The organism is Paraglaciecola psychrophila 170, assembly GCF_000347635.1.
GTDB lineage: Bacteria > Pseudomonadota > Gammaproteobacteria > Enterobacterales > Alteromonadaceae > Paraglaciecola > Paraglaciecola psychrophila.
In genome coordinates, this window is sequence record NC_020514.1 from 1,376,745 (window position 1) to 1,395,767 (window position 19,023).

The 19,023-nt window shown below is 41.1% G+C and carries 16 protein-coding genes and 1 pseudogene; 7 read left to right on the forward strand and 10 right to left on the reverse strand.

Features of this window, described 5'->3' with window-relative positions; translation table 11 throughout:
- Positions 1–63: 63 nt before the first annotated feature.
- From C427_RS05970 to C427_RS05980, 3 genes are all read right to left on the reverse strand, one after another.
- Entirely contained in the window at positions 64–417 is a 354-nt protein-coding gene (locus tag C427_RS05970; protein ID WP_015430569.1) for a RidA family protein, read from the reverse strand.
- Between the two features lie 179 nt (positions 418–596).
- Positions 597–2,876, reverse strand: coding sequence for a xanthine dehydrogenase family protein molybdopterin-binding subunit (locus C427_RS05975; RefSeq protein WP_007642047.1), 2,280 nt, complete (start codon positions 2,874–2,876; stop codon positions 597–599).
- On the reverse strand, positions 2,877–3,395 hold the full coding sequence (locus C427_RS05980; RefSeq protein WP_007642049.1) for a (2Fe-2S)-binding protein: 519 nt from the start codon (positions 3,393–3,395) through the stop codon (positions 2,877–2,879).
- 236 nt (positions 3,396–3,631) lie between these two features.
- Here C427_RS05980 and C427_RS05985 point away from each other — a divergent pair, with 236 nt between their 5' ends.
- Complete coding sequence (locus tag C427_RS05985; RefSeq protein ID WP_007642051.1) at positions 3,632–4,396, forward strand: SDR family oxidoreductase; 765 nt, start codon at positions 3,632–3,634, stop codon at positions 4,394–4,396.
- Positions 4,397–4,834: 438 nt separating this feature from the next.
- Here the strand turns inward: C427_RS05985 and C427_RS05990 are convergent, their stop codons facing one another.
- From C427_RS05990 to C427_RS06005, 4 genes and pseudogenes are all read right to left on the reverse strand, one after another.
- Entirely contained in the window at positions 4,835–6,079 is a 1,245-nt protein-coding gene (locus C427_RS05990; RefSeq protein ID WP_081602659.1) for a cystathionine gamma-synthase family protein, read from the reverse strand.
- Positions 6,080–6,846: 767 nt separating this feature from the next.
- A complete protein-coding gene (locus tag C427_RS05995) occupies positions 6,847–7,536 on the reverse strand; it encodes a YceH family protein (RefSeq protein ID WP_007642054.1) in 690 nt (229 codons plus the stop codon).
- A gap of 21 nt (positions 7,537–7,557) precedes the next feature.
- Positions 7,558–8,876 (reverse strand): annotated as a pseudogene (locus C427_RS06000) (ABC1 kinase family protein).
- Positions 8,877–8,926: 50 nt separating this feature from the next.
- Positions 8,927–9,412 (reverse strand): MarR family winged helix-turn-helix transcriptional regulator, encoded by a 486-nt coding sequence (locus C427_RS06005; protein ID WP_007642056.1) that lies wholly within the window; start codon positions 9,410–9,412, stop codon positions 8,927–8,929.
- 601 nt (positions 9,413–10,013) lie between these two features.
- Here C427_RS06005 and proB point away from each other — a divergent pair.
- A complete protein-coding gene (proB, locus tag C427_RS06010; RefSeq protein WP_007642057.1) occupies positions 10,014–11,120 on the forward strand; it encodes a glutamate 5-kinase in 1,107 nt (368 codons plus the stop codon).
- On the forward strand, positions 11,117–12,364 hold the full coding sequence (locus C427_RS06015; protein ID WP_007642063.1) for a glutamate-5-semialdehyde dehydrogenase: 1,248 nt from the start codon (positions 11,117–11,119) through the stop codon (positions 12,362–12,364). The genes proB and C427_RS06015 overlap by 4 nt, the downstream gene beginning before the upstream one ends.
- A 105-nt stretch (positions 12,365–12,469) precedes the next feature.
- Here the strand turns inward: C427_RS06015 and C427_RS06020 are convergent, their stop codons facing one another.
- On the reverse strand, positions 12,470–13,804 hold the full coding sequence (locus C427_RS06020) for a M28 family metallopeptidase (RefSeq protein WP_085949643.1): 1,335 nt from the start codon (positions 13,802–13,804) through the stop codon (positions 12,470–12,472).
- Between the two features lie 152 nt (positions 13,805–13,956).
- Here C427_RS06020 and C427_RS06025 point away from each other — a divergent pair, with 152 nt between their 5' ends.
- A complete protein-coding gene (locus C427_RS06025) occupies positions 13,957–14,853 on the forward strand; it encodes a histone deacetylase family protein (protein WP_007642067.1) in 897 nt (298 codons plus the stop codon).
- A 361-nt stretch (positions 14,854–15,214) separates the two neighbouring features.
- The gene (locus tag C427_RS28745; protein ID WP_226991258.1) at positions 15,215–15,412 is read left to right on the forward strand and encodes an SCO family protein; all 198 of its coding nucleotides are present in this window, start codon (positions 15,215–15,217) and stop codon (positions 15,410–15,412) included.
- Positions 15,413–15,683: 271 nt separating this feature from the next.
- Here C427_RS28745 and C427_RS06030 read toward each other — a convergent pair whose 3' ends face one another.
- Complete coding sequence (locus C427_RS06030) at positions 15,684–15,905, reverse strand: hypothetical protein (RefSeq protein WP_007642073.1); 222 nt, start codon at positions 15,903–15,905, stop codon at positions 15,684–15,686.
- 124 nt (positions 15,906–16,029) lie between these two features.
- Here C427_RS06030 and C427_RS06035 point away from each other — a divergent pair, with 124 nt between their 5' ends.
- Positions 16,030–16,935, forward strand: coding sequence for a WYL domain-containing protein (locus C427_RS06035; RefSeq protein WP_007642075.1), 906 nt, complete (start codon positions 16,030–16,032; stop codon positions 16,933–16,935).
- 22 nt (positions 16,936–16,957) lie between these two features.
- Here C427_RS06035 and C427_RS06040 read toward each other — a convergent pair whose 3' ends face one another.
- The gene (locus C427_RS06040; RefSeq protein WP_007642077.1) at positions 16,958–17,509 is read right to left on the reverse strand and encodes an AAA family ATPase; all 552 of its coding nucleotides are present in this window, start codon (positions 17,507–17,509) and stop codon (positions 16,958–16,960) included.
- A 277-nt stretch (positions 17,510–17,786) separates the two neighbouring features.
- Between C427_RS06040 and serA the strand changes: the two genes are divergently transcribed.
- Positions 17,787–19,016, forward strand: a complete 1,230-nt coding sequence (serA, locus tag C427_RS06045; RefSeq protein ID WP_007642079.1) for a phosphoglycerate dehydrogenase — start codon at positions 17,787–17,789, stop codon at positions 19,014–19,016.
- The last annotated feature ends 7 nt before the right edge of the window (positions 19,017–19,023 follow it).

Consider the following 19,023-nt stretch of genomic DNA (forward strand, 5'->3'; position numbering starts at 1 on the left):
TAATAATGTGAATGGGAGTATTAAATAACAAAGGTGAGGGACTTTATGGGGTATTGTTGTTGACTACTTCTGCGCCGCAACTACCGATATTTCGACTAATAATTCAGGTCTAGCCATTGACGCCTGAACACAAGTTCTAGCAGGTGCGTGTCCCTCTGGTATCCAACTATCCCACACCGTATTCATGGCCTGAAAGTCTTGCATATCTTTGATGTAAATTGTGGCTGATAATAGATGTTGTCTATCGCTGCCGGCGTCTAATAATAATTGGTCTACTTTATCGAGCATAGTTTGAGTTTGGTGTTCAATATTTTGGGTGGCGTCGGCACAGACTTGCCCACAAAGGTAGATAATGCCTTGGTGGATAACAATCCGGCTCATGCGCTGTTTGGTTTCTTTACGTTGAATAAGGAGCATTTTTTTTCGCTTAATACGTTGTATTATTGATATCGTGATCTTAACAAACTTGAGATTAACGATAGGTTTTATATAGCATCGGTATCAAAAACGACACATGTCGTCACTTATAAAAAAGCGCCATTACTTATGGCAAGAAATGGCGCTTCAAAACTCAGTACTTAGCCGAGACGTGTAACTTAAATTAAGGCTTTTACGGCCTTAGGTGTAATAGGTAAGTCGCGCACTCTTGCGCCAACAGCATTAAATATTGCATTACCGATAGCAGGGGCAACCGCAATTAAACCTGGCTCACCTAATCCGGTTGGGAATTCAGTATTTTGTACAAAACTGATATCCAATTCTGGAACATCTGCCATGCGTAGTGGCGTATAGGTATTTAAATTTGTGTCAGCAACTTGTCCATCTTTAATGGCTGTTCCTTCGTGTAATGCAAGGCTTAGTCCCCAAAGCATTGCGCCTTCTGTTTGGGCTAGTGCGCCATCAGGATGAACCACGGTGCCACAGTCCATTACATTAGTAAGCTTTAATACCTTTACGTTGCCAGTGGCGGGATCAACTCTAACATGTGCGACACAAGCACTCCATGTGGGCATCGCACGCTCTTGTCCTGCGGCAATTGCCACGCCCATGCCTTCATTTTCAGGTAAGGTTTTACCCCAACCAGATTTCATTTTTGTTTCATTTAACACATGAGCCAGACGTTTTGCTCCACCTACGGCCTCGGGTGCTTTACTTGCATTTCTACCCTTAGCGTCGAGCAGTTGCATTCTGAAATCAATAGGATCCATATTTTGTGCATGAGCGATTTCATCCATAAACGATTCTACTCCCCATCCAATCCAACCCGGTCCAACAGCACGTAGATAACCTGGTACAAAGGTCTTCTGCGCAAGTGGGTTGTTGATGGCTCGTACTCTATGGTTGTTCAGGCTGTACCAATGGTCGGCACCGCTAATCGAAAAGGCATCGACCTTGGTTTTTTTGTCTACGCTGTCTGGCATAAAACCAGGCGCCATAGTCAAGGATGGCCAACCCGCTGCAGCGGCATGATCAATACCTTGTAACGCATCTTCGTTATCCCAGTAGGCAGCAAAATGTTGTACTGAAGGTGAGCGGATACAGTCAAAGCGCGAGTCGTCTTCTCGGGTAAATACCAGTTTGACTGGTTTGCCTATGGCTTTAGCAGTCACTGCTGCAGGGATCATGTAATCACCGGCTAAACGCCTACCAAAACCACCACCTAAGTAATATTGATGAATAATAACTTTGTCATCGGTGAGTCCCACAGATTTGGCTACAACGGGTAAAAATAATGATTGCCATTGGTTGCCCGTATGTACATGACAAATTCCGTCTTTGAACTCAACGGCTGCATTGACTGGCTCTAAAGCAAAGTGCAGCGCAGAAGCTGTCCTGTAAGTGCCATCGATAGACTTTTTAGCTTCTGCAGCTGTTTTATCGATATCACCGAGGTCAACAAAAAGCCCACCTGAGGATTTATCAGCAACCAGCCTTTCACCTTCGTCAATTAAATCTTGCTCACTGACATTGGCTGTTTCACCCGCCTGATATTCGACTTCAATGGCTTTTGCAGCACTAATTGCACCATAGTAAGTATCTGCTAGAACAGATACCCACCCTTGCAGAATATTGCTGGGGTCCTGTAAAATTTCGTAGCCTAAGTAACCTTTAACATCAGTCGCTTTGCTATCGTTTACTTTAAGCACCTTCGAACCATAACGCGTTGGCGGTATTAACGGACGTGCGTACACCATGCCCTCAAGTTCAACGTCAATGCCGTATTTCGCTGTTCCTGTGGATTTTGCAGGTATATCTAAAGCCTTACTAGGCTTCGCAATCAGCTGTCTTGTTTTCGGATCTTTAGGTGTAAACTTGGCAAGTTCTTCGGGACTAAATGTTTTATCTATTTTGCCTTTACTGACAATGTCGGCGAAGCTAATTGACTTGTCACCGCATATCACTTGGCTATTTTGTGTTTCACAGTCAGTTGCTTGAACGCCCAGTAATGTTGCTGCGGCTTCAATTAAAGCTGTTCGCCCCGCAGCTCCTGCTTGAGACATGGGCAAGTATGATTGGAAAACAGACCATGAACCTCCCGTCACCATATAACCCCATTTGGGATCGGTATCTACATGTTTAATTGTGACCTTATTCCAGTCGGCGCCTAACTCGTCTGCAACAATACGGGCGATTGCAGTACCTACGTGTTGCCCCATTTCGGCTCGTGAAATGTTGACCAAAATTGAACCTGTTTGATCAATTTCAAACCAAACGGTTGGATTAAAGCGTTTTTCAATTATAGCAGTAGCAGCAGATTCTGAGGAACACGAAGTCAATACCGGCGCAAAGGCCATGACTAAGCCTGTGCCAACGGTACCAATAAGAAACTGACGGCGACTTTGTTCAATTGTTTCGGTTTTATTGAGGCGGCTCATTTACACAACCTCCTGTTCATTGCTGTTTTCTAGAATGCTTTCTCTTTTGGGGTCATAAATTTCTACTACACTGGCACTTGCTGAAGATACCTGTTTGATGGCGTCTTTAATGCGTTTATAGGACATGCAGCGACAAAGGTTTCCGGTCATATGATTAACAATTTCTTCGTCTGAGGGATTTGCATTAGTGGCTAATAATGCAGAGGCTTGCATGATTTGACCTGATTGGCAGTAACCACATTGAGGTACCTGATTATCAACCCAGGCCTGTTGTAAAGGATGTTTGTTTTCGAGTCCTTCAATGGTGAGTATTTCGCTACCGTTAAGTGCGGCAATGGGCAATGAGCAAGACCTAACCGGACCACCATTTAAATGCACAGTACAGGCACCACACATCGCAATACCACAACCAAACTTGGTGCCTTTAAGCCCAAATTCGTCTCGAATGACCCACAGTAATGGTGTGTCTGAAGGTGCGTCCGTGCTAATTTTGTTACCGTTAAGTGTAAATGTAATCATAGTTCCGCCCATTGAACGACTCAGCAATGTGCCTCGTCTTGGTTGTTGACATTGTAGCAAGAAAACATCAGGTTGATACTCATGCTCTTAAATATCTGACCAAAATACACATTTTGTGTCTTACGTTTGATTATTAGTTATTCATTACATTGATAGGTCAACATGTATAAAAGCTATTTTTTGTTTTCTGTTTGAGTTGATAGTCTTGTGACAAGTAAGAAATAGAGAGTGAATTAATGGATAATCAGCAAGGGTTTTTAGATAAAGTTGTATTAGTAACAGGTGCGGCGGCTGGAATAGGGGAAGCTACCGCTCGGGCTTTTGCAGCACAAGGTGCCAAGGTAGTGTTGGCAGATATAGACAACGGTGGTGAACACGTCGCAAATAGTCTTTGTGCTCAAGGTCACAAGGCCGTTTTCCATGCCTGTGATGTAAGTAACAGTGGATCAGTGACCGCGCTTTTTGCTTTTATCCAAGACACTTTCGGTCGTATAGATATTGCGTTTAATAATGCCGGTATTGATATCGAGTCAGGTAAATTAGCCGATGGTAGCGAGGACGTTTTCGACAAAATCATGGACATCAATGTCAAAGGTGTGTGGTTGTGTATGCAACACGAAATTCAAACTATGCTCAAAACTGGCGGTGGTGCGATTGTGAATACTGCGTCTGTCGCAGGTTTAGGTGCAGCGCCAAAGATGAGTATTTATGCTGCTAGTAAACATGCGGTTGTGGGACTCACTAAGTCTGCTGCAGTCGAATATGCCAAGAAAAGTATTCGAGTCAATGCTATTTGCCCTGCTGTTATCGATACCAACATGTATCGTCGCGCACTAGCAGGAGATGAAAAAAAGGCTCATGCAATTGGCGCTATGCACCCTGTTGGCAGAATAGGAACAGTAGAAGAGGTAGTGGGTGCAGTTTTGTATTTGTGCTCTGAAGCTGCGGGTTTCACCACTGGAGTAACATTACCCGTTGATGGCGGTTCAACCGCTATTTAGCGAGTTGATTTTTAAAGTCTTGGGCGAGTTGTTTATCGTCCACATTCGCTGCTATTAAGTGGTCGTTCCTCGATATTTATTTGCATAATTAAGGTATGTTTGCACACTAAAGCATGGTGCACTAATTAGTTCTATCCCATCTCTTTTATGATTGCCAATATACTTTAATGAATAAGATTATTTGTTTAGCTATTTTTTTACAAACCACCTAATTCCGGTTACTCAAAACCAGTGTTTTATTGAATTTAGGTCTGTTTTATAGAGCCCCTTTAGCGTTTATGCTGCTCAGGCTTTACAAGGATTAAAAGCTAAAGGGATGCAGGCAATATAGTTTTTTTGATAGCAAAGTTTATCGGCTAATTGTGTATATCTAGACTAACACTTTTTTGCTAGTGTCGAAGTGGTTAACCCATTTACAGCAAACCAAAGAGTCAAATGTCATGAGATATTTGTATCCTTAAAGGTCATACGGAAAGCATTATTGAGATCGGCTATGAGATCGTCCGGATGTTCAAGGCCGATGGAGAGGCGTATAAGGCCATCGGTTACACCGAATTTTTCACGTAAGTCAGCAGGTACGCCTGAATGAGTGGTACTACCCGGGTGGCAGATAAGACTTTCACTGCCGCCGAGACTGACCGCGGATTTGAAAAGGGACAGGTTGTTGATCAGGCGAAAAGTGTCTGATTTTGACACCTCCAACACGAATGAAAATGTTGAGCTAGGCCCAGAACATTGTCGTTTATAAACGGCCTGGTAAGCTTTATCTGCGATGAACTCAGGGTGAAGTACTTTTGAAGGGATGTAAGTATTATCTGCAATCCATTGTGCCACTTTACGGCCGCTATCAGCGGAACGTTCCATGCGAATACTTAAAGTTTCGAGTGAGCGGGAGATCATCCAGCTAGTATGCGGGTCGAGGTTAAGACCCAGAATGCCGCGGGTGGCGCGAACTGGTCGCAGCATTTCAATACTGCCACAAACAGCACCAGCGACGAGGTCGCTATGGCCGCCGACATATTTGGTCAGTGAGTACATTGCCATATCAATGCCTTGGGGCACAACTTGTTGGAACACAGGACCCATGAGGGTGTTGTCGCAGACACTGATTGGACGATGGCCTGTTTCTGTCTCAATAGTATCTAATACACGGTTTAGCGCTTCGAAATCAACAAGAGAGTTTGTTGGGTTGGCGGGTGATTCAACAAAGACCATGGCAACGCGGCCTTTTTTTGTAGCTTCACGCAGCGAGCTGAGCATGGCTGACTCGTCAAGACCATCGTGGAATTCACCGGTGTCGATGTTGAATTCGGGCAAGAATTTACGAATAAGTGTTTCGGTACCTCCGTACAAAGGAGCACTTTGAACAATAACATCACCGGGGCGCAAGTAAGCAAGTAATATCGCGCTAATTGCACCCATACCACTGGAACAAACTACGGAGCGCTCTGAGCCTTCAAAAAGTGATAGTCGGTCTTCGATTATTTCAACGTTGGGATGATTGAAACGGCTATAAATTAGACCGCCAACACTGCCTTGTGGCGCGGGTTTTCTGCCCGCCATGATATGGAAGAACTCTTCTCCCTCCTCCGGTGTTTGGTAGGCGAATGTAGAGGTTAAGAAAACAGGAGGTTTGACGGAGCCTTCGGATAATTGCGGGTCATAACCGTAGGACATCATCATCGTTTCAGGTTTGAGCTGGTGAGCACCGATTTTACTTTTTTGTAGTTTCCGTCGTTAGCCATTATCTGTTTTCTCTTTATCTGTTTTGTTTTACAGGTTGCATCTTAAGCCTTGTTGATTGTTAAACCAGTCTTTTCTAAGCATTAGGTCTAAGCAATTAACTGCAGTGTAAAATTTCTACAATTCGCCAGTGAAAACCATGATATTTTGCCTGTATAGCATGTTACTTAGTGAAAGAGACCGATGAGGAGGTCATTTCTTGATGCGGATATAATCCAGTTGAAACTTGGTATACAGCCGGCAGAGAATATCTGATTTTCTAAAAAAATGACGCGTTTTGAGCTTGATACGGCTGAAGTTTAGTTGGTTGTTCCAAGCGTTTTTGGATTGATTAAACTAGCTAATGGTGCAATTTTATCACTAGAATAAATGGGAAAGCATAGCAATATTGCTTCTTAAATTTGAACCTATAAATTAGTTTCACCAATAGACAGCCAAGTTCTTATTGACTCAGCTGCTTAATCTAATTCATTTTAAATTTAGGATAAGCATGGAAAATTCTAAAGCTGACACACATCCGCACTCGAATAATGACCAAGAAACAGCAAAGCTAACAAGTATTCAGTGCATAAAATGGATTTTATTTTAGCTGTTATCTATGCTTTGTATTTTGCTCAATCACTGATTATTCAACTGGTTTTAAAAATACTCATCGCCTTGATACTAAGCCCACTTTTAACAATGGCTGATATAAAAATTAGTTTTACTTATTCACTTAGTATATCAACCATTTCCTTTAACTCTATTAATTGGCTAGTTAAATCAGCAACTTGTTGCTCCAAATGAGTAATCCGCCTTAATGCATGCGAATCGATTAATGACTCATTTTGTACATGACCAGTGTTGGCTATTTTCGATGGTGCTTGCGACAAGATTTGCAATCCATCTTCACCACTGAATAAATGCCCATAACGAGCCTCCCGTTTACCGGGCTCACGTTCTAGTTTCACTACTAATTTTTCGCCGTTTAACTGGTGTAACTTATTTAATGTTTCTTCTATTTTATCCACATTATCAAATTCGGCTAATCTGTTGGTACGGGATTTAAGTTCGCCGGGAGTTTGTGGGCCGCGTAATAACATCACGCAGACAATAGCTAATTGCTGACGACTAAATTTTAAATCACTAAATTCGGTATTACAGAAACGATGTTTATACTTCACAACACGGCTTCCAATGCCAGTATGCTCGAAGATTAGTTTCTTATCTCTCAGTTCATCTAAACCATTTTGTACCTCTGACTCACTCAGGTTCATCACTGGGTCCCGATTACTTTTTTGGTTGCAACCTAATATTAAACTATTCAGAGATAGTGGATATTGTTCAGGTGTAGTGACTTCTTTTTCGAGTAATACACCGATAAGCCGAGCCTGAATTGAGGAGAGTTGAATAAGCATCTGTGTCCTTAGAACCGCTAATTAAGCTTTATTATATGCTGAGAATAGGTTTTGCATATCTACTTTAGCTTTTAATTTTATTGCCAATAAAAATAATCCACCCAACTTACGATGCAAAAATATCGCGTTAGCCGAAGGTGTGTGTGCGTACTCTTTTTCTAACCCCAATTGCATGCCTTGTTGTTGTAACCGGGAAGACAAGTCAGAGGCAGCAAAGTCATAAGGTGATTCGCCATACAGGGGCTCGCAGGCCATATAAGCTAAATCAGTAATATTTTGCTGAACCTTTTCAGGCAAGTCCTGCCTGATTAGACCGATATCTAAGATTGCCTGACGAATTTTGGTTTTGTCATGCTCACTGGCTCCCTGCATAAGCTGACGATAACTGTTGGCCATCTGTGATGTGTAAACTCGGGTTGCTCCAAAATCTAATAAGACAATTTTCAGGGTGTCTTGATCATATTGGTAATTAGCAAAGTTAGGGTCAGTTTGTACCAATTGGAAGTCAAATAGTTCTTTAAAAAAAGACGCATTAGGTGGCTCATAACTTGATCTCGTGTTGCTTGCGGCGCATTGACCAACTGCTCTATCGGTGTGCCATCAACAAAACTCATAGCAAGAATAGTGTCAGAACTGAATTCGTTATCTAAAACCGGCATAATAAAGGCATCGTCATTTTCAATCACTGCTGCATATCGCTCTAAATATTGACCTTCAAGTGCATAATCTGCCTCATCGTGAAGTTGTTTTTTAGCTTCGGACAATAACGGTTTAATATCCAGTCCCTTAGGAAGTAAGCCCGTCATTTTTATTAAAGTCGCCACGTTATCTACATCGCTATTGATGCTTTGTTTAATACCTGGATATTGAATTTTAACCGCTAGACGTTTCAGATCTTGGGTGATGACTTTATGTACTTGACCTATAGATGCTGCAGCGATAGGTTGCAGTGGGAATTGGATAAATTTTTTCTGCCAGCTTTCGCCCCATTCTGCTTTCAATAAACTAATGAGCTCTTTTTCCGGCATAGATTTGGCGTCTGAACGCAGCCGAGCTAGTAAATCTGCCAACTCCGCAGGCAACATATCGCCCGCATCCATTGATATCATTTGACCTACTTTCATTGCCGCACCACGCATTTGCGCAAGTTGGTCTGCCACCCTCATTGCATTACTAGGCGTCAGTAATAGGTCCTTAATTTTAGGCCGATTACCTTTAACTAATTCACTGACACCTTCCGCTAGGATGTTTCCAGCCACTCGTCCTGCTAAAGAACTGAGTTTACCCAAACGACTCAATCGTCCTTTTGGTATGGAGGCTGTATCTGTCTTTTTCTGCATGAGTAGATAATCCTATAAACGCACTTATACGTTGGTCTGAGTGTTCTAGATTACTCTGGCTTGGTTATTTCCTCTATAGCGCCTACTTCTAACATTGGCGATGCATCTAACTTTTCAGCATCCATCATGGAGGCGATACGCTGCATAGTTGACATTAACTGGGTTTGCTCCCAGTCTTCAAGTTTTTCAAAACGATCAATAAAATGTGTTTGTAGTGGTCGTGGCGCATCTTTGATTACTGCCTTTCCTTGTTCAGTAAGATATAATCCCACTTTACGTTTATCTGTTACTGAGCGCTCTCTAATCACATAGGCACGTGCCTCGAGTCGATCTAAAATACTCGTCACCGTGGCTGAGCTAAGATTAATACTTTGGGCGATATCCTTAACCATATAACCGTCATGTTTATCAATTTCTTTAAGAACAATAAGCTGAGGACTGGTAAGCCCACTTTCTTTAGATAGTTTTTTTGAATAAAGATCGATAGCTCTTATAACCTTTCTTAATGAAACCAATAACTCTTCATACTTTTGCATAACACTTACCTCTAAACATCTTTGAATGGCACTTATAAAAACACTAAACCGGCGCTAAATAATGGCGCTAATGTATGAGTAATTAACCTGAAGTTCAATTTTTTATTAGATGCCAAACTTTATAAATACACTTTAAAAGTTCAATACTATCTAATTATTACGCCTTTGTACTATCTTATATCGATAATTAACTGGATTATCGATGATTAAATAGTTAGTATTCTAATCATTAGTTCACTGCGTAATTTTAATCAACTATTAATTCGGATTGAAATGAAGCTTTGAAACTAATCAAAAACATCAGTAGCTATCAAAAGTCCAGAAATAGGGCAACAACTTTTCTCGGTTGTGGTTGTGTATTTTTGCTTTGAATTGCCGATGAATTTGTAAACAGTTTTAGTACGCAAGGCTAAAAGCATATTGTCTAATAGACAAATCAACTGTCAGTAACATTGGCGGTACTCAAGTAATAGGCTAGTAACCTACCTCTAAACAGAAAAACTCTAGCGTTAGGGCTTTTCAACATAAAAAATTATTAAAAATGGCACTTATGCCTATCAATATTCACGCGTTGAACAACGCAAGGTAAGTAATTATTCACATGAATAAATTAGAATGGAAACGTATTGTCATAAAAGTCGGAAGTGCATTGATTGCGCCTCATGGAAAGGGCTGTAGTAGCCAATATCTAATTAGTATTGCGCAATTTATTATGAGCTGTCGTGCTCAAGGCATCGAGGTGGTGTTGGTGTCATCAGGTTCGGTAGCCGCAGGATCACATTTGTTCCCTGATGAGTTACAACAAACTATTCCAATTAAAAAGGCTATGGCTGCTGCGGGTCAAGCAGAGATGATGGCGACATGGGATAAATTGTTTGATTTCTCAACAGCTCAAATGCTCCTAACTCGTTGCGATTTGCGTGATAGAGAGCGCTATGTGAGTGTCAGAGAGACAATATTCACTTTGTTAGAGCATGATGTGCTGCCGATTATTAACGAAAATGACACCATCGTGACCGACAAATTGAAAGTAGGGGATAATGATAATTTATCTGCGATTGTCGCTGCGGCTGCTGACGCGGATGCCTTGATTATTTGTTCAGATATTAACGGTCTGTATAACAAAAATCCAAATAAACACGATGATGCTGTTCTGATCCCGAATATTTCAGAGATTAATGCAGATATTTTCGCTATGGCAGATGGAGCAACAAGCGCTGTTGGGACAGGTGGCATGATAACTAAGGTAGAAGCGGCTCAAAAAGCGACGTTGCATGGTATTGATACCTATATAATAAATGGTTTTACTGGATCGTCATTTACCAAGTTGCTGAACGGCGAAAATCCAGGAACGCATTTTTCCTCAGATCCCTCGCCAATGAAAGAGCATTTACATTGGATGACACACACATCGACGGCCCAAGGTGAAGTAATAGTCGAGGATGACTTTACTGCCAAATTAGACGCACACAGTGAACAACTAACTAGCGATGACTTAGTCGAGGTTAAAGGAGAATTTGCTGTAGGTGATACGATATTAGTACGTAGAAATGACGGTACAAAGTTGGCAAAAGCCAAATCTAACTACAGTAGTTGTTTGTTGAATTTTATCACTAACCAAGAAGATAAAAACTTTGCTAGTGATTTTCAGGAGCAAACGGGACCTATTATTTCAGACAAGAACGTTGCTCTGTTGGAGGCCCCATGAGCATCATAAAAACGTTAACTTTAGGCGCAGTAAAAGCCTCAAAAATATTAGCTATTTTAGAAGAGTCAGTTAAAAATCAAGTCTTGATGGCTATGGCGGTTGCGCTGCGCGAGAACAAACAAAATATCCTTGATGCGAACGAGCAAGATTTGACTCAGGCGAGACAAAATAGTTTGAGTAGTTCTATGATCGATAGGCTCACCTTAAATGATGAAAGAATTCAAGCAATGGCATCGGGAATCGAAGTCATTGCGGGTTTAGCTGACCCTGTTGGGGCTGAACGAGTTGTAAGCGAACGTCCTAATGGATTACAAATTCGCAAGATGCGTGTGCCTCTTGGTGTTGTTTGTATGATTTTTGAAGCTCGCCCTAATGTCACGGCAGATGCAGGCGCGTTGTGCTTTAAATCAGGCAATGCAGTTATTTTACGTGGTGGTAAAGAGGCTTTGGTCTCTAGCTTAGCCATCGCCCAAGTTCTACAAGATGTGTTAGTAAAATTTGATTTACCTAAAGAGCTTATTACGGTCGTACCGGATCCTAGCCGTGACTTGATGTTTGAGTTGATGCAGCAACGCGACAGTATCGATGTAATCATCCCAAGAGGTGGCGAAGGGCTGATTAATTTTGTGACCGACAACAGTAAAATACCCGTCATTCAACATTTTAAAGGTGTATGCCATCTTTACATAGACAAAGAAGCGGATCTGAACGTGGCGATGGATTTGTTAGTGAATGGTAAAACCCACAGAACGGGTGTCTGTAATGCGATTGAAGGCCTGTTGGTGGATACCTCAATTGCTCCTGAATTTTTACCGAGAGTGGCTGAAAAACTGAGAGATAAACAGGTTAAAGTGAATGCCTGTGCAGATGCCTGTCAATATTTTAGCCATGGCACTGTTCTAGCTTTAGAAGATTTCGGTCAGGAATACTTGGACTTAGAGATAGCAGTTCGAATTGTTGATGGTGCTGAAGAAGCTATGGCGCACATTGACAGGTTTGGTAGTCATCATACCGAGGTTATCTGTACTAAAAATGAATTAACTGCGAGACGTTTTCAACGTTCCGTAGATGCGTCTGTTGTGATGGTTAATGCATCTTCACGTTTTTCTGATGGCAGTGAGCTTGGATTGGGTGCTGAAATCGGTATCGCAACAACCAAGCTACACGCATACGGCCCCATGGGTGTTGAATCACTCACGACTGAGAAATACTTGGTTATGGGTAATGGTCAAATACGTGCTTAGTTTAAAAAAGACAGACTTAAAATAAATACTTAGTATAAAAAAACAGAGCGAATTAATCACCGCTCTGCTTTTTCTTAGTCAGACTTATATTTTATTATTCGTTAATTACTCGCCAAAAGCGCCTGCAGCGCCGGGAAACACGACAGGACTCTCAAACCCTTCTTCGCTGATACTCGCAACACCAAAAAAGTAATTGTCTATTACCACATTTTCTAAAGTGTACTTGGTCACATTGCCTACAAACTTGCTGTATTGCCATTGTGGTGCGTCGGTGTAGCGCCAATAAATTTTATACCCAGCAAGCTGCTTGTTTTGTTTTTTGTCTAGCGCCGCCCAGCTCAACGTAGTGCTAGGTTGAACTGCACCTTTTATTGTCACCTTTGCTGGTGGAGAAGGCGCCCACGCCATACCTGCTAACGATACCGCATTTAGTGCAGTGAGCTTAGCGGCATAATCAAAATTAACACCGTCAATCGTATCACCATATGTGACACCATTTTCGACCCGCAAATCTTGATGTTGACGGTCATAATGTTCATTGGTTTCCATAATGCGAACACCTGGATAACCTAAATCGTTGAAGGGGCGGTGATGACCACCGCGGCCGAACCTGTCTAAGCGATACACGACCATAGTATTTAAGTTAGGGATATATCGGTCAGCCATTAGATCGATGTATCGGGCTAAGTTGCGACTAGGTGAGTCCACTTCGCCACCTGTATATCTGCGGTTACGTGCTTCAGCATCCGTTTCGGTGTAGCGGGTGCCTTCGGCAAAAATACGAGCCGTGGTATTGTTGATAACGCCATTGATACCCGCAATATTGCCAATCATGTCATTATTTAAAACTGCTTTTAAACGCCATCCTTCCTTTTGCGCTGTTTCAGCTAATATTTTTCCGCCAAAAAGCCCCTGTTCTTCCCCAGCCAAAGCTGCGTAAACAATGCTACCGTTAAACTTGTACTGGCTGAGTATTCGGGCCGCTTCTAACGTGCCTGCGACGCCAGAGGCATTATCGTTTGCACCGGGTGAATCATCGGTGAAGTTCATAACATCTGAAATACGCGAGTCAATATCGCCAGACATCATGACGTAGCGATTAGGATCAGTACTACCGGTTTGCACTGCAATCACACTTATTACTTCTGTCGCATCTGGAATACGTTTTTCACCTTGAATGGTTTGTGACTGGAAATACACTTTTAGACAGCCACCACATGCTTTAGAAATATTATCAAATTCAGATTTGATCCAGCGTCTTGCCGCACCAATTCCCCGAGTGTCTGATTTTGTGTCGGACAAAGTATGCCGAGTGCCAAAGTTAACTAATTTACGGATGTCATTTTCAATTCGCTTTGCATTAATTTGTTGTTGAATGTCATGTAATTGCCCTTGATCTTTGTATCTTAAATCTTCTGCTTGTGAGGTAAATGCTAAGATACAAAGTAAATGGGCAAATAACGTGGGTAGAATATTTTTCACAATCTGTTCCTGAATGATTTATTTTTTATTTGTGGCTACTTTAACGTATTTTGACCTGATATTGTTTATTTTTAGTATTCATTATCTCAAAACTACAATTGGCTAACATTATGATCCCACTGGTATTTCATCCTATTTATAGTCAACTAGATTTGCCAGTACGGCATCGTTTTCCTGTTGAAAAGTATCAAGGGATCCGTGATGGATTAGCTGCGATGGGGGTTGCAAATGACAACTTTCACATACCAACTCCCATTTCTCCAAAAGATTTGCGGCAAGTCTTTAATCCGCAGTATGTGCAACAACTAGTAGATGGAACTCTGGATGGTAAAGCTATGCGGCGTATCGGTTTTCCTTGGTCTGCACAACTTATTCAGCGCACATTAACGGCTGTAGGCGGCACAGTTTTAACGGCCAGACTAGCTTTAGAACATGGTAAAGCATTAAATTTGACCGGTGGTTATCACCATGCATTTGCGAACTATGGTTCGGGTTTTTGTCTATTTAACGATTTGTATTTGGCCGCTTTGTCTATGTTAAAAAGTCCTAATATTGATAAAGTACTTATTTTCGACTGTGATGTGCATCAAGGTGACGGGACTGCGAAATTAGCTGAAAATAACACCCAAATTTATACCGTTTCTCTGCATGCAGAGAAAAACTTCCCATACCGTAAGCAGCACTCAAACATGGACTTCAACTTACTCAAAGGCACACAAGATAGTGAATATTTAGATACAGTTGACAGTGCTTTGCATTTGGCCATTAATACTTACCAACCTGACGCCGTCATTTATGATGCTGGGGTAGACATTCACATCGATGATGACTTAGGACATCTGCACATTACTACTGAGGGCGTATATCAAAGAGACTGCTTAGTCTTTGATACCTGCAAGCACAAAGGATTACCTATCGCAGCAGTAATTGGGGGAGGTTATCAACGAAATATAAAAGCTTTAGTAGACGTGCATCTTCAACTATATAAAGCCGCTGGTGTGATGTAGATCCAACTTCCACAATATTTGCACATTAATCCTTTATTTTGTTTGCTATCTTTTTAACTAGATTATCGATTAATAGATCGAATTGTTGTTGGCAATTAATGTAACAAGGAAGACGAGGTTATCACGCTTCAATACTACCAATCTCAAGCAAATAATACTCTCTAGTGTTTTATTTTTGTTGGCCGCTACAGTAGCTCACGCATCTGACAATTTACCTTACTACAATAGCCCAGAATTTACACCTCATTGGTTAGGGAGCAAGAGTCCAACATTTGAAGATTTTCATCGTATTCCATCCTTTAGTTTAATGGATCAGGATGGGAAAGAAGTCACTGAAAAAACTTTCTAAAATAAAATTTACGTGGCAAGCTTTTTCTTCAGTTCTTGCCCTGGCATTTGCCCTTCGATCAGAACTAAACTAAACAAGGTCCAAGAAAAATTTCTTAAGGATGCTGATGTTAAAACTCTTCAACATTCCATTAGACCCAATACAGATACGGTTGCTACACTAAAAAATACGCTAACGATAATGGCATCATCAGTGGAAAATGGCATTTAGCCACGGGTGATAGAGAAACTATTTATTCATTGGCTAAAAGTGCTTATTGACCAAAATCGACATATTCGTGGCATATACAATGGACTAAATAGTGCGTCTATAACCTATTTAATCTCAGATGTTGAGACCCTTAAAGCAGAAATGCAAACCATGGTAAATGAATGAAAGGTTCAAGATTGAATGGTACTTAATTTAAACAGTACGCTAATTAAAACAATGCCTAGGTGAATCATTTACTGCATGACATTGATCACGTACTCTCAGATTCACGTTAATAATTAGAATTCGGTGTGTTGTCTGGGTCTATTTCACCTGATACTTCATCTGGGTCCACATCATTGATTAAGAGCGTTTCGCGCACTGCTTCTATGTGCTTTAACACTGCCTGATAGCGATCACCATACTCATACTTAGTCACTTCAATAGCTTTTGGCATATAGCTAAAGGCAATCTTTAGTGCCATAAGCGCTTCTTTGTCTAATTTGTTAGTCATATTCTGTCTCGAGGTATCAAGTTGATGTTTTTTATAGACGTATACGTAGATGTAATCATAATGATTGTATTGAGTGAGAAACTCACTTATTCTTTTATGATCTAGTCATTGTGAGTCTATCCTGATGGAATACCAGATTAATTTAAATGAATTGCAAATACAAAAGAAGTTAGCAGAGTTAACCCATGCACAAGCAGACCGTTTGGCATTTATTGATTTTAGTTTGCAGTTTTTTGGTCATGTTGCTCGAACAGATTTGATCCAACGTTTTAAAACTGGGTTGGCTGCTAGTACCCGGGACTTTAGTACTTATAAACAGCTTGCTCCACATAATCTCATTCTGCGACATCAAACTAAGAGTTATCATCGGACGAATGACTTTCAATCAGTATTTAAGCATGATCCACAGGTGATTTTAACGTCACTCAGCCGTGGTTTTGGCAACGGTATTTCGACTGGTATACAGCCGTCTGAGCAATGTTTTGATGCGGTTAGGCTGATACATCCAAATGTTGTCATAATTGCCAGTATCATGCGGGCTATTCATAACAAACAAGCCATTAAGTGTGGTTATGTGTCTGTCTCGTCTGGTGAAACAGAGCGTGCATTAGTGCCTCACTCAATTATCAACAATGGTCATCGTTGGCATGTGCGCGCTTATGATCGTAAGAGCAATCGTTTTCGAGATTTTGTGGCTACCCGTTTTACTTTTGTAGATGAGCTTCAAGGACCTGTGCATGTGCATGAAGCCAGTCCGTATGATCAGCAATGGCAACAAATTGTAAAGATTGTGCTGGTTCCCCATCCTAAAATTATGCAGTCAAAGGCGATTGAGATGGATTACAATATGTCGGATGGCATGCTCTCGATGCAACTACGAGCCGCAGTTGCTGCTTATGTATTAAGACAATGGCAGGTGGATTGTTCAGCGACTCAAACCGAGCACCATCAAGGTTGCCAGTTGTCATTGGCTAACCCTGAGGTACTCGAATTAATTGAAAATACTTCTTTAGCACTAGGAGCGGGTTAGGTCCATATGATTGTGAATTGGTTTAGCGAAATGTTATGACACTATCAATGGTGTGCTGGATAATGTGCAACGTTGGTTTTTCTGATATTGAAAGTATCGACAAGCCTGGATATTGGGATAAGCGCTTGAAAATATAGCTGATTTCTTGATTAGCATATTTGTGATGTGCATCTTTTACTTTAGACCCTCTGGAGAATAAAGTATCGGCCTCATCGAAGAATAATATCCAGTTTTCTGTTTCAGCCTGTGCAACCAGTTTTGACAGGTGTTTCTCGGTTTCTTCAACGTATCTATCGACCAATCGTTGACAGTCAATAAAACAGACTGGCTGTTTAGTATGGTAAGCAAGTTGATTTAGTTGCATGACCTTATCAGCTGTGTGTTTTCCGTAAAAAACCAGCTTTGTGTCGATTTTTTTTGCTGATTTGTCTGATGCCACTTTTAATTTATTGGTGTCGTCTTGGTTTATGGCTGCGTCGCGTGTTGTTGCAACAGGCTGAGATAAGATATGGATGAACGAAGTTGAGCCATTGTGATATTCACTAAATACGGTTTTGTAGTCTGTGATTGCCACTATCATTCTCCTAGATTTATGGTTGTTTAGTGCAATTTAAGATTATTAATTTAACTATAGTCAATCCACAACTTTGCAATACGCGCTAAATTTGCACGCGTTATGGTTGGTGATGAATTGAGCCATTAAACATTTTGTGCATAAACAATAACTATAAATCCGCTTTTTTAATATGGTTTTAGTCATAATTGCCTTTCTAAACAGTCTGATTTCTGGTACTTTTCTCCTCTAAATAGACGTCCAGATGTCTCTAATTCAACCGCCAAGTGGAAATCTCATGAGCAAAGTGTCGTTGCCAAAAGAAAAAATCAAAATATTACTACTTGAAGGTCTTCATCAAAGTACCTTAGATACCCTTCATGCTAATGGGTATGAGAACATTGAGTATCTGAAAACATCACTTCCAGAAGATGAATTGATTGCCAAAATTAAAGATGTACATTTTGTGGGTATTCGTTCAAGAACGCAGCTGAATGAAAATGTTATTGCCGCGGCTAATAAATTAGTGGCAGTAGGTTGTTTTTGTATTGGTACAAATCAGGTCGACCTAGTCGCTACGCAGATACGAGGCATACCCGTTTTTAATGCGCCTTTTTCAAATACTCGTTCAGTAGCAGAGTTGGCACTGGCTCAAATTATTTTATTGTTGCGTGGTGTGCCAGCCAGAAATGCCAAGGCACATAAGGGCATTTGGGATAAAAGCGCGGTTGGCTCTTTTGAGGCGCGTGGCAAAACCCTAGGTATCATTGGTTACGGCCACATTGGTACTCAATTAAGCATTTTGGCTGAGCATCTTGGGATGAGAGTACAGTTTTTTGATATTGAAAATAAACTAGTCTTGGGTAACTCAACACAAACTAAAACCTTAAAACAATTATTAAATACTTCTGATGTTGTGACCCTTCACGTACCTGAGACAGCACAAACTCAAAACATGATCGGCGCCAAAGAGTTATCCATGATGAAAGATGGTGCAATTTTAATCAATGCTGCCAGAGGTACCATTATTGATATAGATGCCTTGGTCAATGCGCTGAAGAGTGGGAAATTATCGGGTGCCGCTATCGATGTATTCCCGGTAGAGCCAAAGTCGAATAATGAACCTTTTGAATCCCCATTGACTCAATTCGATAATGTGATTTTAACACCACATGTAGGTGGAAGTACTCAAGAAGCCCAACAGAATATTGGCATCGAAGTAGCTGGCAAATTAGCCAAGTACAGTGATAATGGTTCGACTTTGTCGGCAGTGAATTTCCCTGAAGTATCCTTACCTGAACAAACTGATCGCTCACGTTTATTACATATTCATAAAAATGCGCCGGGTGTGTTAACACAAATTAACCAAGCTTTTGCTCAAAAAGGTTTGAATATTGCGGCGCAGTATCTTCAAACCAATGAAAATATTGGTTATGTAGTGATTGATGTTGAAACTGACGATGCAGAAGAAGCATTTGAGCAGTTGCAAAAGATTGATGGCACCATCAAGACAAGAATTCTGCATTGATCGAATG